8 protein-coding genes and 4 tRNA genes are annotated in these 15,105 nt (G+C 67.0%); 5 read left to right on the top strand and 7 right to left on the bottom strand.

Annotation, left to right across the window (positions count from 1 at the left end):
- Positions 1-4: 4 nt before the first annotated feature.
- The 7 genes from EGM71_RS03865 to EGM71_RS03835 form a co-directional block, all read right to left on the bottom strand.
- Positions 5-80 (bottom strand) — tRNA-Trp (locus tag EGM71_RS03865).
- A 102-nt stretch (positions 81-182) separates the two neighbouring features.
- Positions 183-1,373, bottom strand: coding sequence for an elongation factor Tu (tuf, locus tag EGM71_RS03860; RefSeq protein WP_004154360.1), 1,191 nt, complete (start codon positions 1,371-1,373; stop codon positions 183-185).
- A gap of 41 nt (positions 1,374-1,414) precedes the next feature.
- Positions 1,415-1,490: transfer RNA gene (locus tag EGM71_RS03855), tRNA-Thr, on the bottom strand.
- A gap of 49 nt (positions 1,491-1,539) precedes the next feature.
- Positions 1,540-1,613 (bottom strand) — tRNA-Gly (locus EGM71_RS03850).
- 24 nt (positions 1,614-1,637) lie between these two features.
- Positions 1,638-1,723: transfer RNA gene (locus EGM71_RS03845), tRNA-Tyr, on the bottom strand.
- A gap of 137 nt (positions 1,724-1,860) precedes the next feature.
- Complete coding sequence (locus EGM71_RS03840) at positions 1,861-2,877, bottom strand: isoaspartyl peptidase/L-asparaginase family protein (protein WP_188487944.1); 1,017 nt, start codon at positions 2,875-2,877, stop codon at positions 1,861-1,863.
- Positions 2,878-2,994: 117 nt separating this feature from the next.
- On the bottom strand, positions 2,995-4,014 hold the full coding sequence (locus tag EGM71_RS03835; protein ID WP_188487942.1) for a cyanophycinase: 1,020 nt from the start codon (positions 4,012-4,014) through the stop codon (positions 2,995-2,997).
- A gap of 170 nt (positions 4,015-4,184) precedes the next feature.
- Between EGM71_RS03835 and EGM71_RS03830 the strand changes: the two genes are divergently transcribed.
- The 5 genes from EGM71_RS03830 to EGM71_RS03810 all read left to right on the top strand — a co-directional run bounded on the left by EGM71_RS03830 (position 4,185) and on the right by EGM71_RS03810 (position 15,073).
- Positions 4,185-6,923 (top strand): TonB-dependent receptor plug domain-containing protein, encoded by a 2,739-nt coding sequence (locus EGM71_RS03830; protein WP_188487940.1) that lies wholly within the window; start codon positions 4,185-4,187, stop codon positions 6,921-6,923.
- 162 nt (positions 6,924-7,085) lie between these two features.
- The gene (locus tag EGM71_RS03825) at positions 7,086-9,857 is read left to right on the top strand and encodes a response regulator (protein WP_188487938.1); all 2,772 of its coding nucleotides are present in this window, start codon (positions 7,086-7,088) and stop codon (positions 9,855-9,857) included.
- Positions 9,854-11,074 carry an EAL domain-containing response regulator gene (locus EGM71_RS03820; RefSeq protein WP_188487936.1) on the top strand — a complete coding sequence of 407 codons (1,221 nt, stop codon included), beginning with the start codon at positions 9,854-9,856 and terminating at the stop codon, positions 11,072-11,074. Before EGM71_RS03825 ends, EGM71_RS03820 begins: the two co-directional genes overlap by 4 nt.
- A 124-nt stretch (positions 11,075-11,198) precedes the next feature.
- Positions 11,199-14,435 (top strand): hybrid sensor histidine kinase/response regulator, encoded by a 3,237-nt coding sequence (locus EGM71_RS03815; RefSeq protein ID WP_188487934.1) that lies wholly within the window; start codon positions 11,199-11,201, stop codon positions 14,433-14,435.
- Positions 14,432-15,073, top strand: a complete 642-nt coding sequence (locus EGM71_RS03810; RefSeq protein ID WP_188487932.1) for a response regulator transcription factor — start codon at positions 14,432-14,434, stop codon at positions 15,071-15,073. Before EGM71_RS03815 ends, EGM71_RS03810 begins: the two co-directional genes overlap by 4 nt.
- Positions 15,074-15,105 lie beyond the last annotated feature (32 nt).

Genomic DNA, 15,105 nt, shown 5'->3' with positions numbered 1-15,105 from the left:
CAGATGGCACGCCAGGAGGGACTCGAACCCCCAACCTGCGGTTTTGGAGACCGCTGCTCTGCCAATTGAGCTACTGGCGTACGTTGAAAACTTGCCTTCCCTTAGACGGCGAAGGCGGACCGAGGTTCCCGGCCCGCCATTCGCGTAACCGGCGGCGCTATGCAACCACCGGCACTGCAGGCTTACTCGATGATCTTCGAGACCACGCCGGCGCCGACGGTACGGCCACCTTCGCGGATGGCGAAGCGCAGGCCTTCGTCCATTGCCACCGGGTTGATCAGGGTGACGACCATCTTGACGTTGTCACCCGGCATCACCATTTCGACGCCTTCCGGCAGAGCAGCTGCGCCGGTGATGTCGGTGGTGCGGAAGTAGAACTGCGGACGGTAGCCGTTGAAGAACGGGGTGTGGCGGCCGCCTTCGTCCTTCGACAGGACGTACACTTCGCCTTCGAACTTGGTGTGCGGCTTGATCGAACCCGGCTTGGCCAGGACCTGGCCACGCTCGACGTCGTCACGCTTGGTGCCGCGCAGCAGCAGGCCAGCGTTGTCGCCTGCCTGACCCTGGTCCAGCAGCTTGCGGAACATTTCAACGCCGGTCACGGTGGTCTTCTGCACCGGACGGATGCCGACGATTTCGATTTCGTCGCCAACCTTGATCACGCCGCGCTCGATACGACCGGTCACCACGGTGCCGCGGCCCGAGATCGAGAACACGTCTTCCACCGGCATCAGGAACGGCTTGTCGATCGCGCGCTCCGGCTCCGGAATCCAGCTGTCCAGGGCGTCGACCAGCTTCAGGATGGCCGGCACGCCGATGTCGCTCTGGTCGCCTTCCAGCGCCAGACGGGCCGAACCGGCGATGATCGGGGTGTCGTCGCCCGGGAAGTCGTACTTGCTCAGCAGTTCACGCACTTCCATCTCGACCAGCTCGAGCAGCTCGGCGTCGTCAACCATGTCGGCCTTGTTCAGGAACACGACGATGTACGGCACGCCGACCTGACGCGACAGCAGGATGTGCTCGCGGGTCTGCGGCATCGGGCCGTCAGCGGCCGAGCACACCAGGATCGCGCCGTCCATCTGGGCGGCACCGGTGATCATGTTCTTGACGTAGTCAGCATGACCCGGGCAATCGACGTGGGCGTAGTGACGGACCGGGGATTCGTATTCGACGTGCGCGGTCGAAATCGTGATACCACGAGCCTTTTCTTCCGGCGCGGCGTCGATCGAGGAGTAGTCCTTGAACTCGCCACCGAAGCGCTCGGCACCGATCTTGGTCAGTGCGGCGGTCAGCGTGGTCTTGCCGTGGTCGACGTGACCGATGGTGCCGACATTGACGTGCGGCTTGGTGCGCTCGAACTTACCCTTGGCCATGGCTGCTTATCTCGAATTCGTCTGAGAGGTGATGCTTAAGATGGTGCTCACGAAAGGAATCGAACCTTCGACCTCTTCCTTACCAAGGAAGTGCTCTACCGACTGAGCTACGTGAGCCGAGTTTTGCATTATGACATGAACTCGATAAGATTCAAAGTTCATTCAATGGAGCGGGAGACGGGAATCGAACCCGCACCATCAGCTTGGAAGGCTGAGGTTCTACCATTGAACTACTCCCGCGCCGGGAATGTCACAACGTGAAACTGGTGGAGGGAGGTGGATTCGAACCACCGAAGGCGTAAGCCAGCAGATTTACAGTCTGCCCCCGTTGGCCGCTTGGGTATCCCTCCTTACCACCCCATTCCGTTGCCGCCGAAGCGTTGCGGTGCGTGGTGGTGAGCCGCTTATTCTGCTGATGGGACGGGGGCCTGTCAACGCTTTTTTCCATCTTTTTCACACGTTGTCGCAAACCCATTGATACGCAAGGTTATTGACCGGGGACCGGCAGGGTCTCGCTGGCGAAAATTGCGACATGGGGGACTCCGTCGGCGCCAATCCAGCCCCGATACATGCCCTGGGTGTTGAACGGCGTGGCCATTTTGCCGTCTGCGGCGAGCACGATCGCACCGCCGTCGCCGCCCATCTGCGGAATCGTCTCGTTGATGACGCCCTTGCCGGCCTGCTCCGGGGTCTGCCCCTGGTAGCGCATGCGTGCACAGATCTCGTGCGCGGCCGCGGTGCGGATGTAGTACTCGCCCCAACCGGTGCCCGATACCGCACAGCGCGCATCGGCCCAGGTGCCGGCGCCGATGATCGGCGAGTCACCCACCCGGCCATAGCGCTTGTTGGTCATGCCGCCCGTGGAAGTACCGGCGGCCAGCTGCCCCTGCGCATCCAGCGCGACGGCACCGACGGTACCGAAGTGCTTTGCGGTCTCCAGGTCTGCATGCGCCTGGCCATTGGCCTCTTCCTTCAACGCACGCTGCAGCTGCTGCCAGCGCTTCTCCGTGCGGAAGTACGACGGATCCACCAGGGTGATGCCCTGCTCCACCGCAAATGCCTCGGCGCCCTGCCCGACCATCATCACGTGCCTGGACTTCTGCATCACGGTCTGTGCCAGCTGGATCGGGTTGCGCACCCGCTGCACGCCGGCCACCGCACCTGCAGCCTGGGTGGCACCGTCCATCACGGCGGCGTCCAGCTCGTTGTGGCCGTCATGGGTGAACACCGCGCCCTTGCCGGCATTGAAGGTCGGATCGTCCTCCAGCACGGTGATTGCCGCAGTGACCGCGGCAAGCGCCGGGCGACCGGCCGCCAGTTCGGCATGCCCCTTCAGCAGCGCCGCGCGCAATGCATCGCGCGCAGCCTTCTCTTCGGCCGGCGACAGGTCCTTGCGCTCGACGCCGGCGCCGCCATGGATGACCAGCAGTGGCGACGTAGCCGGGGCGGCCTGGGCAAGCAACGGCAGGGACAGCAGCGCGGACAGCGCCAGGCGCAGTTTCATCGGGTACGTCTCCAGCAGGACGAGGGAATGGATTGCAGGGTAGTGCCGGCCGCTGGCCAGCAAGGGGCGCATCAGGGAAGGTGCGTTGCCGGCCAGCGGCCGGCACTTTCGGGAAGATCATTGACGGACGACTTCGATCTCGCCGTCGCTGATGTCGGCCATCGCCTGGTAATCGGCGTCGGCCTGGAAGTCGTCCAAGCGCATGCGGCTGCCGCTGGCGACCACGGTCACCGGGACGGCATGGAAGCGCAGCGGCTCGCCCTCCACCAGGCGGTCGGCATCACGACCGGGGCTGACCACCCAGACCTTGCCTTCGCCATCGGCGCTGTAGACCTGGGCCTGGCCATCGGGCTCGACGCACAGGGCAGTGTCCTCATCGACGCCGATACCGACGATGTCGGGGTCGCCGCTGTCCTGCGCGGCGCGTGCCACGAACACGATCAGGCGACCGAGCCGGTCACGCTTGTCGAAATGGGTGTCGGTGACCACGCGCTGCAGGTAGGGCATCTGCAGGAAGCCGCTGTCCATGGTCACCGCACTGCCCATCGGGTCGGCCAGCGCACCGGCGGAGGTGATGCTGCCGCCATCCATGGCGCCATAGGCATAGCCGCCGAGGATGGCCAGGCCTGCGCTGGTACCGGCGATCGGCTTGCCGGCGCGCACATGGGCGTTGAGCGCGCGGTTGAGTGCGGTGCCCTTCCAGAAGCGGATGTAGCGCGACTGGTCGCCGCCGGCAATGAAGATGGCATCAGCGGCGGCGACCACCCGCAGCACCGCCGGATCGTCGGCACCGCGACGGCTGTCGAAGACCAGGGTCTGTACTGCGGTGGTGCCGCCGATCTCGCGGTACAGGCGGTCCTGCAGTTCGTCACTGCCGGAGGCACGCAGGATCAGCACACGGCCATTGCCGGCCTGCTTCAGCCACCACTGGAAGGCGTCCGGCACCCACTCGCCACCGCCCATCAGCATCATCGCGGGCGCGCGCGGCCCGGGGCGCGGGGCCTCCAGATCGCCGACTTCGTAGTAGGCAAAGCCCGGGCCCTGCAGGTCCTGCGCGGGCGTGGCCAATGGCCAGGCCAGCACCAGCAGCGCCAGCCAGGCGAAGGGGCTACGCAGAGTCCGGTCGAGGCGTCGCATCTTGATCTCCCTGAACAAAATCGACTTGCAAGCGTTTTCACTCTTTGCCAGATAGGGACCCAGTAGTCAAGGACATAAAAAAGGCGTTAAATGCGCGCGCCCATTCCGGAAATCTGAATGGGGGACAGGGCCCCTCCTCTGCGGGCCGGCATCATTTTTGAGAATTCCTCATGCGTAGACAGGCGATGGCGTGGTCGATCCAGCTGGCGTTGATGGGCGTGGCTGCTTCCGCGGCGGCCCAGGCACCGGCTTCCTCTTCGGTTCAACAGCTGGACGCGGTGCAGGTCACCGGCTCGCGCATTCCGCGCGCCCAGGTGGAAGGCCCCGCTCCGATCACGGTGATCAATGCCGAGCAGATCCGCTCCAGTGGTTTCACCAGCGTGCCGGACGTACTGCGTGCGATGACCCAGAACGGCGGTGAGACGCAGAGCCAGCAGTCTTCCAGTGGCGCCGACTTCTCGCCGGGCGCCCAGCAGGTGGACCTACGAGGGCTGGGCCCGAACCACACGCTGGTGCTGGTCAATGGCCGCCGCATCGCCGACTTCCCGATGCCGTTCAAGGGCCGCAGCAACTTCACCGATGTCTCCAACATCCCGCTGGGGATGATCGAGCGCATCGAAGTGCTGACCGGCAGCGCCTCGGCCATCTACGGTTCGGACGCGATCGCCGGCGTGGTCAACTTCATCCTGAAGAAGAAGGCCGACGGCACCACCATCGACATGCGCATGGGCACCACCACCGAAGGCGGTGGCGAGTCCTTCGACATGAGCCTGGCCAGCGGTTTCAGCCGTGGCAACTTCAACGCCGTATACAGCGTCGAGCTGCAGTCGCAGACCCCGCTGTGGGCCTATGAGCGCGACATCCAGGACTCGACCCAGGATGGCCCCACCGAGGGTTCGCGCATCGCGCGCCGGGCCTATCTGCGCACCGATTACAACGATGACTACCTGGACCCGGGCGCCGCCACCTGCGAAGCGCTGTCCGGCCAGAACCAGGGCAGCACCTATCGCGCCTACCGCCCGAAGTACGGCTACTACTGTGGCAGCGACAGCTCGATCGGCTACGGCACCATCCTCAGCAAGCGCCGCGGCGCCAACGGCTACGCGTCGCTGAGCTACGACTTCGACAATGGCCAGCAGTGGTTCGCCGACGTGCAGCTGGGCTACCACACGATGTCGCTGATGCGCGACGTCACCAAGTGGGGCCGCATGGACGCCAACGGCGATGAGTCGGGTTACTTCAACAACGAAGCCACCGGCGAGATCGAGTTCTGGCAGCGCCAGTTCTCGCCCGAGGAAATGGGTGGCCTGCGCAATGCCACGGTGCGCAGCACGCAGAAGACCCTCAGCGTGACCACCGGCTTCAAGGGCAACCTGACCGGCAACTGGGATTACGAAGCGGCATTGAGCCATTCGCAGTACCAGTCGCGGATCAGCTGGGCACAGATCATTGCCGCCAAGGCCAACGACCTGTTCCTCGGCCCGCAGCTGGGCGTGGATGACGACGGCTTCCCGATCTACAACGCCGATCCGTCACGCCTGTACCGGCCACTGACCCGCGCCGAGTACGACTCGATCGCTGCGCGTACCACCTACACCCCGAAGTCGCGCACGGAGACCGCCGCCTTCACCCTGACCAATTCGGCCCTGTTCGCCCTGCCCGGTGGCGACGCCGGGTTTGCCGCGACCGTGGAAGTGGGCCAGCAGGCCTACTCGCTGAATCCCGATCCGCTGGCGACCGAGTACTACTACTACAGCTGGAAGGATTCGGACGGCAAGGGTTCGCGCAATCGCTGGGCGACCGCTGCGGAGCTGCGCATGCCGCTGCACGAGACGGTCAACCTGAGCGTGGCGGGCCGCTACGACCAGTACCGCTATTCCGGCCACACCATCGGCAAGGCGACCTGGAGCGGCGGCCTGGAATGGCGCCCGATCGACACGCTGCTGGTGCGCGGTTCGTATGGCACCGCGTTCCGTGCGCCGGACCTGCACTATGTGTTCGCCGGTCCGGGCAATGACGAGACCACCGCCGAAGACCTGTACAGCTGCCGCGCCGACGGTGCCACCGACTGCGCCGACTACGAACGCAACCTGATCCGCAGCCGCACCGGCAACCGCCAGCTCGACCCGGAAACCAGCACGTCGTGGAGTGCCGGCTTGGTCTGGTCGCCGGCCATCGGCCTGGACCTGTCGGTGGACTGGTTCGACATCGACATGCGCAACCAGGTGCAGGACATGGACGTGCGCACGATCCTGGCCAACGAAGCAAACTGCCGCCTGGGCAGCGCCGACATCACCTCGCCGACCTGCGTGGATGCACTCGCCCGCATCACCCGCAGCAACGATGGGCGCCTGTATGGCGTGCGCGTGGAGCCGATCAACGTCGCCCGCGAATCCACCTCCGGCATCGACGTCGGCCTGCGCTACCGCCTGCAGACGGGCATCGGCGACTTCATCTTCAACGGCACCCACACCTGGGTGAAGAAGCATGATTTCCAGCGCTATCCGGGCGACCGCACCGAAGACCAGTTCGCGGTCAACAGTGGCTTCGACATTCCGCGCACCAAGACCAGCCTGAGCGTGACCTGGGAGAAGGACGCGTGGTCGGCAACGGTGTACGGCTCGCGCCTGGGCAAGCTGCCGACCTCGGACAGCTACGACCAGGTGTTCGACTGGGACAGCGGCGACAGCCCGTACGTGAAGGCGACCTATCGCTACAACGCCTCGCTGCAGTACCGCTTCGACGACCACTCGCGCCTGTCGCTGTCGGTGGTCAATGTGTTCAACAAGATGCCGCCGAAGGACCGCACCTACACTGCCTACCCGTACTACGACGTGTCCTGGTTCGACAGCGTCGGCCGCACGATCAACCTGCAGTACACCCACAAGTTCGGTGGCAGCGCACTGTAAGTGCCTGGCCAATGCCGCTACAGGAGACCCCCGCTTCGGCGGGGGTTCTTTTTTCCGCCGCCTGAACGGTACCCACGCGCAGGCTCCGGCCCGACCGGCCAGCGGGGGATTTTAGGAAACAGCTGATTCCGCGCCATCCGCGCCGCTCCCTAGCATCGTTGCATGTTCCGCTTCCCCCGCCCTTCGCTACAGCAGACCGTGCCATCGACCACCGCCTCGGTGTTGCTGCGCTGCCTGACCGTGTGCGTCTTCATCTGCCTGGCCGCCGCGGCCGGGTTCTACCTGCTCACGGCATTCACCGAGGACATCTCGACCCATCGCCGCGAGATGAATGCAGCGGCCTACAGGGCCCAAATCTATTTCGACCAGCGCGAAGCCCTGCTGCGCTATCTGGGCGATTCGGTGCTGGCCGGCAACCCGGATGCACCTGCTGCGGACAGCGAAGGCATGCGCCAGGTGCCGCTGGATGGTCCCGGGGGCCAGCCGGGCCAACGGCTGCTGCTGTCAGCGCGCGCCGAACACACGCTGCAGGCACTGCAGACGCATCTGCTGCTGGTCGATGCGCACGGCGCGCACTGGCTGGCCGGCGGCGAGGTCGACGTGGACCTGGCCCACCTGCCATCGCTGCGTGCGCTGCAGGCACGCAGCGGCAGCCTCGACGGGGCCGATCCGGTGTACTGGCTGCGTCCGGGCGACAGGGGCGTTGCACTGGCGCAGCCGGTACAGGCAGGCCCCCATCCGACACAGTGGCTGGTGCTGCTGCTCGATGGCGCGGCAGCGGCGAACATGATCGACGGCCAGGGCATTGGCGGTTATGCGCTGCTCGACCGTGCCGGGCAGCCCGCATTGTCCAGCCAGGCCCCGCGGCTGGATGGTGCGGGCTGGAAGACCCTGCGGGAGCGCCAGGACGACAGCTTCGGCATGTTGTGGAGCGGCGGGCTGCCGCGTGGGGTGGCGCTGGTGAAAAGTGTCGGCACTGATGGCTGGCGGCTGGTCTACCACCTGCCACCGCAGCTTCTGCTGGGCGACCTGGCGGTGTCCCTGCTGGCCTGCATGTTGTCGCTGCTGCTCGCTGCCATCGCACTGCGCCTGCTGCGGCATCGCGTGGACCTCCAGCTGATCCAGCCGGCCCTGCAGCAACACCGCCGCCTGCTGGAGAATCTGGATTTCAGCTCGACGGTGATCGACATGGCGCCGGTCGGCATCTGCGTCCTGCGCCGCAGCGACCGCGCGCTGCTGCTCTCCAACCAGTTGCTTCGCGACTGGCTTGGCGAAGAAGGCGAACACAGCGACTGGCAGGCGCCATGGCGCGGACATGCCGGCGAGCGCGGGCGTGGACTGGAATTCACCACCCGCGACGGGCGCCAGCTGCAGGTGCTGCACGCAGCCTGCCGCTATCAGGGCGACGACGTCCTGCTATGCGTCTTCCATGACATTTCCCGGCACCGCCAGGCACAGGCCGCACTGTCGTCGGCACGCCAGGCCGCCGATGCGGCCAACCAGGCCAAGAGTGCATTCCTGGCCACCATGAGCCATGAAATCCGCACCCCGCTGTACGGTGTGCTCGGCACGCTGGAGCTTCTGGGCCACACCTCGCTGGATGCCCGGCAGTCGCAGTACCTGCGCACGATCGAGAGTTCCTCGTCGGTCCTGCTGCAGTTGATCAGCGATGTGCTGGATGTTTCCAAGATCGAATCAGGGCAGCTCAGCCTGGAGCCGGCGGCGTTCTCGCCGCGCGAGCTGACCGAGAGCGTGCTGCGCAGCTTCGCTGCGTCGGCCACCTGCAAGGGCCTGCAGATCCTGGTCTGTACCGATCCGCGCCTGCCCACGCGCGTGCTCGGTGATGCCGACCGCATCCGCCAGGTGCTGGGCAACCTGCTCAGCAACGCGATCAAGTTCACCGAGCATGGCCGGGTGGTGCTGCGCGTGCGCCAGGTGCAGCGCGAAGGTGAATCGAGCGTGCTGGCCTGGCAGGTGACCGATACCGGCGTAGGCATCGCTGCGGAGGAACAGGCACGGTTGTTCGAACCGTTCCGCCAGGTCCGCGGCGCGGCCAGTGCGCAGGGCACCGGACTGGGCCTGTCCATCAGCGATCGCCTGGTGCGCCTGATGAGCGGCGAGTTGCAGGTGGTGAGCGAGCCCGGCCTGGGCAGCAGCTTCAGCGTCCGCCTGCCCTTGCCGGTGCTGGCCGCTGCCGAGGATGGTCCCGCGCTGCTGCCGGAGCCGCCGATCCTGGTGCGTGGCCGCGACCGCGAGCTGGTCGACAGCGCCTGTGGCTGGCTGTGTCGATGGGGTGCCAATGCGCAGCCCTTGCTGGGCGACCCGACGCTGCTGGACCATGACGGCGCGATCCTGATGGATGGCGAAGCCGGAATGCCGCTGGCCTGGGCGGGCCCGCGCGTGGTGGCATCGATCGAGGGCGGAGACCAGCCCATCCTCGCCGCCGATGGCAGCCTGGTGGTGACCCTGCATGGCATGACTGCGATCGGCAATGCACTGGCCAACGTGCAGCAGCAACGCGCGGCGCAGCCGGAGACCACCCGCGTGGCAGCGCCGATGCCTCTGGGCCTGCGCGTGCTGGCCGTTGAAGACAATCCGATCAACCGGGTGATCCTGGCCGAGCAGCTGCGCACCCTCGGCTGCGACGTGGAGCTGGCACAGGACGGCGTGGAAGCCCTGCAGCGGTGCCGCGAGCAATCCTTCGATCTGGTGGTGACCGACATCAACATGCCGCGCATGGACGGCCACGCGCTGGCCCGCCAGCTGCGCGATGACGGCAACCCGGTGCCGGTGATCGGCGCCACCGCCAATGCCACCGCCGAGGAGCGCGAGCGCTGCCTGGCCAGCGGCATGCAGGGCTACCTGAGCAAACCCATCGACATCGCCCGCCTGCGCAAGGCGCTCACCGCTTTGCGCCAAGGAGACCCCGCATGACCCTGCGTGTCCTGATCCTGGAAGACCAGCCCTTCCAGCGCGGCTTCCTGGCCAATCTGTTCGGCAGCCACGCCGGCGTCCAGGTCGATGCCTGCGAAGACGTGGATGCCGCCATCGCACTGTGTGCCTGCCAACCCTACGACCTGGTGGTCAGTGACCTGCTGATGCCCGGGCAGGACGGCATCCAGTTCATCCAGGCGCTGGCGGCACAGCCACGCCCGCCCCGCCTCGCCGTGGTCAGCGCGGCGTCGCGGCGGATGATGACCTCGGCGAGGCTGATGGCCGAATCGCTGGGACTGGATGTGGTCGGCCTGCTGCCCAAGCCGGTGGCGGCCGCCGACGTGGATGCGCTGTTCGAGGCCCTGGCGCAGGCGCGCCCGGCCACCGAGCCAGCCACCTCACGTGCGGCAGCAGCCCCCGAACCGGATGCATCGCAGCTGCGCCAGGCCATGGCCGATGGCAGCCTGACGGCCTGGTTCCAACCGAAGAAGTCCCTGCAGTCCGGGCGGGTGGTGGCGGCCGAAGCACTGGTGCGGTGGCGCCACCCGCAGCTGGGTACGCTGGCCGCAGGCAGCTTCCTGCCGGCGATCTGCCGCTACGGGCTGGAAGGCGACCTGCTGCGGATGATGCTCAAGGCCAGCATCAGCGCACAGGCCCGTTGGCGCAAGCAAGGCTTCCGGGTACCGGTATCGATCAACCTGCCGCCTCATCTTCTGGAGCAGTCGGACCTGCCCGATGAGCTGCTGGCGCTGACCCTGGCCCACGGCGGTACGCCCGGCGAGTTGTGCTTCGAACTGATGGAAAACAGCACCACGCGGCACGTCAGCGACTTCTATGCCGGTGCCTGCCGGCTGCGCATGAAGGGCTTCGGCCTGGCCCAGGATGATTTCGGGCAGGGCCTGAGTTCGGTCCACAATCTGGTCAATACCCCCTTCACCGAGGTCAAGATCGACCGTGCGCTGGTCAGCGGCTGCGCCCGTGACCCGGCCCTGCACCTGACCCTGTCGACGGTGATCGCACTGGCCAACCAGCTGGGCCTGACCATCGTGGCCGAAGGCGTGGAAAGCGATGCCGATCTGGCCGCACTGCGGCATCTGGGGTGCAGCCAGGTGCAGGGGTTCCTGATTTCGCAGGCGCTGCCGTCGGACGAGTTCACCCGTTTGCTGGACGAAGAAGCACCGCAACTGGACGAAAGACCGCGGGCCGCCCGGCGCTGACACGGATTCCACGGCGGCTTCACAAAATCATCAAGCGGCATTGACGATCCTGTCTGTGCAGTGACGGCGGACTTTGCGCTGCCGCCACCGGCGCCGCTGCCCGCCCCCTGCTCTGAGACCTGCCATGCCGGCCGAGGCCGCCCCTGTACGCCGACTCGCTCGCCGCTCGCTGCGTGTCCACGCCCTGCTGATCGGCGTGGTGGTGCTGGCGACCCTGCAGGCCGGCCTGCTGCTGTCTGCCGGCTCGCAGCTGTTGAACGAAGAGCGCAGCAAGATCGAGTACCACTTCCGCCGCCTGGATGGCACGCTGCGCGAACAGGAGCGTTTCCTGCGCCAGTGGCGGCTGCATGATGTCGGCGCGCGTGGGCAGCCGGTTGCCGATGCCAGCGTGGAGCTGCAACGCGGGCCGTTGTTCGCCAACTTCGCGGTGATCGGAAGCGAGGGCGCCAGCCTTTCGCCACCGACCGAGCTGGGCGACCGTTTCCTGCGCTTCTACGGCACGTTCTGGTCGGCCTCGCGCTACCCACCACCGCAATGCCTGCTGGTCGATGGCCAGGGCACGCGCGGGCTGCTGGCTCCGGTACAGATCGCGGGTACCGAAGCGAGCCAGAACAGCCCGCACCACCTGCGCCCGGCGATCGCCGACATCCACCGGGTCCTGGGTACGCAGCCCGCGCTGCAGCGCGGCGGCATCGTCTGGGTGAGCGTGCCGTGGCGCGACCGGCAGACCTGGCTGCTCGCCATCGCCCACGCCCCGCAGGATGCACGCCTGTGGGGTGAGGACGGCAAGGACTCCCAGGCCGCGCTGGCGTGCCTGCTCGATCCGGCACGTGTCGATGACTACCGGCAGGTGCTGGGTGTTCCGGTGTTCCAGCGGTTGTCGCTGTTCGATGCCAACGGCCAGCGCCTGCTGGGCGATGCTGCAGACGCCAACGGCGCCAGCGGCGCGGGCACCTCCTGGCGGGCTGGCCTGGAAGGCCTGCAGTTCCGCATGCGCAGCGAGCGCGGCTGGCTGGCGGTCTACCACGTCAGCTGGCGGCAGGTGTTCCAGCATCCCCAGGGGCCCTTGCTCGGCGCGACCGTGGTGGCCCTGCTGCTGGCGTTGGGTGGCACGCTGGTGCTGCGCGCGTATCGGCGTTCGGTCATCGAGCCGCTGCGCAGCAATCACGCGCGCCTGCTGGAAAGCGAAGCCTTCAGCCGCACCATCCTGGACAACGCACCGATCGGGCTGTGCCTGCTGCGCCGTACCGATGGCAATGTGCTGCTGGACAACGCCCTCGCCCGCCGCTGGCTGGGCGAAGACCATCACAGCGGAGGTTGGCATGGCCCCTGGCGGCGCAGCGTGCTGGCCGCCGGGGGAACCACGCTCGGCGATGGGCTGGCCTACACCACGCCCGAGGACCGCCACCTGCTGGTGACGGCGACGCCGGCGCGCTATCGCGGTGAGCCGGCGGTGCTGTGCCTGTTCATCGACCTCAGCAGCCAGCACGAAGCCGAACAGGTACTGCAACAGGCGCGCCGTGCCGCCGACCAGGCCAACCGGGCCAAGAGCCAGTTCCTGGCCACCATGAGCCATGAAATCCGCACGCCGCTGTACGGCGTGCTCGGCACCCTCGAGCTGCTGGGACTGACCCCGCTGGATGCGCGGCAGCAGGACTACCTGGCGACGATCCAGCGGTCGTCCTCGACCCTGATGCAGCTGATCAGCGACATCCTCGACGTCAGCAAGGCCGAGGCCGGGCAACTGAGCCTGGAGCCCAGCCCGTTCGACCCGGTGCGACTGACCGAGGATGCGCTCGACTCGTATGCTGCAGCGGCCGCCAACAAGGGGCTGCAGTTCTACGCCTGCATCGATGCCGACGTGCCGCACATGGTGTGTGGAGATGCCGCACGGATCCGCCAGGTGCTCAACAACCTGATCAGCAACGCACTGAAGTTCACCGACAGCGGGCGCGTGGTGGTGCGCGTTTCGGCACGCTGGCAGGAGCAGCACTGCTGGCTGCAGTGGCAGGTCGCCGATACGGGTATCGGCATTGCCAGCGAACACCAGGCGCACCTGTTCGAGCCGTTCTTCCAGGCCAACCCGGGCACCGATGCGATGCGCGGCACCGGCCTGGGCCTGGCCATCTGCGCGCATCTTGTGGCGTTGATGGAAGGCCAGCTGCGCGTGGTCAGCGAGAGCGGCCTGGGCAGCAGCTTCAGCGTCGAACTGCCGCTGCCACCGGCACCGGCGGATCCGCAGCAATCCCCTGCGCCGCAGCTGCCTGCGGGCCTGCAGGTCCAGGTGCGGGGCAGCGTGCGCGAGCTGGTGCAATCGCTGTGCGAACGCCTGCAGCAGCGCGGTGCACAGGCCAGCGTGTACCGGAAGGACGGCGCAGCAGGCCTGCCATCGTCCGACGTGCTGCTCGAGCTGGTCCTGGACGACTCGCTGCCCGCATGGGCGGGTGGACCGCGCGTGGTCGCCTGCCGCGAAGGCGGCGTGCGGCCCCGGCACATTGATGGCTTCTGGCAGGTTGGCCTGCACCGGTTCGACGCGATCGTGCTCGCGTTGGCTGCGGCCAGTGGCCAGCCGCTGGCGGCAACCGCCGAAGGGCGCCTGCCGGCGACGCGCCGTTTCGGCCTGCAGGTGCTGGTGGCAGAGGACAACCCGATCAACCAGGCGATCCTGCGCGACCAGCTGGAACAGCTCGGCTGCCGCGCCGTGGTGGCCAGCGATGGCAATGAAGCGCTGGGCTACTGGCAACAAGGAGCGTTCGCGCTGGTGCTGACCGACCTGAACATGCCCGGGCTGGATGGCTACGGCCTGGCTCGTGCCTTGCGGGCACGTGGGGTCAGCGTGCCGATCCACGGCGCCACCGCCAATGCCGACCCGGCCGAACGCCAACGTTGCCAGGAATCGGGCATGCAGGGCGTGCTGGTCAAGCCGATCACGCTGGAAGCCCTGCAGCGCCTGCTGACTCGGATCACCGACGGCGATGCGCCGGCCCCTGCGATGCAGGAGCACCCTTCATCCACCGCGTCGCACGACAAGGATCCCCCACTGCAGGTTCCGGCGAAGATGCAGTCGCTGTTCGTACACACCATGCAGGTCGACCTGGACAGCCTGCGCCAGGCGATCGCCGCTGCCGATCCCACCCGCGTGGCGCAGGTTCTGCACCGCATCCGCGGCGCGCTGGTGATCGTCGGTGCACCCGCGCTGGTGGACAGCGGCCTGCAGATCGAACAGTGCCTTGCCGGCGGCGATGACCTGGCCACCCAGGTGGCCGCTCTTGCTGGGTTCCAGCGACGCCTCGAACAGCTGCTGCATCCGCTGCTCGACACTGCATCCCCCTCCCTTCCTGACGACCCGACCCTGCCATGACCACACGGATCCTCATCGCCGACGACCACCCGATCGTGCTTGCCGGCATCCGCGACGTACTGGCCGGGGAGCTGGACCTGGACGTCGTGGGTGAAGCCGCCGACCCGGCCACGCTGATCGAGCTGATGACCCGGACCCGGCCACAGGCGGTGATCACCGACTACAGCATGCCCGGCGGTGACCGCTTCGGGGACGGTATCAAGCTGATCTCGTTCCTGCGCCGCAGCTTCCCGGAGACGCGCCTGCTGGTGCTCACGATGGTGTCCAATCCATCGCTGGTCGCGGCAATGTATGCCGCTGGCGCGCGGGGCGTGGTGCTCAAGAGCCATGGCTTGGGCAGCCTGGTACAGGCCCTGCGGGTGGTGCTGGCCGACCGCGTTTACCGCCCTCCAGGACTGCTGCCAGTGGCCGCGAGCGAACCCGCTGATGCCGATGCGGTGCGCGCTCGCCTGTCGCCGCGTGAACTGGAAGTCATCCGGCTGTTCACCGGCGGCATGAGCGTGGGCGACATCGCGCGCCAGCTGCAACGCAGCGCCAAGACGGTCAGCACGCAGAAGATCAGCGCGATGCGCAAGCTCGGCGTGGACAGTGACCAGGCGCTGGTCGAGTACTGCCTGCAGGCCTCGTTGTTCGCCTGAGGCCCACTGCTGGCTGAATCCTGCCGGCCCTG

Origin of the sequence: Stenotrophomonas maltophilia (assembly GCF_006970445.1) — a bacterium.
In the GTDB taxonomy this organism is placed as follows: Bacteria; Pseudomonadota; Gammaproteobacteria; order Xanthomonadales; family Xanthomonadaceae; genus Stenotrophomonas; species Stenotrophomonas maltophilia_AU.
Note: the sequence above shows the minus strand (reverse complement) of the source record. Positions and strands in the feature narration are given on the sequence as shown.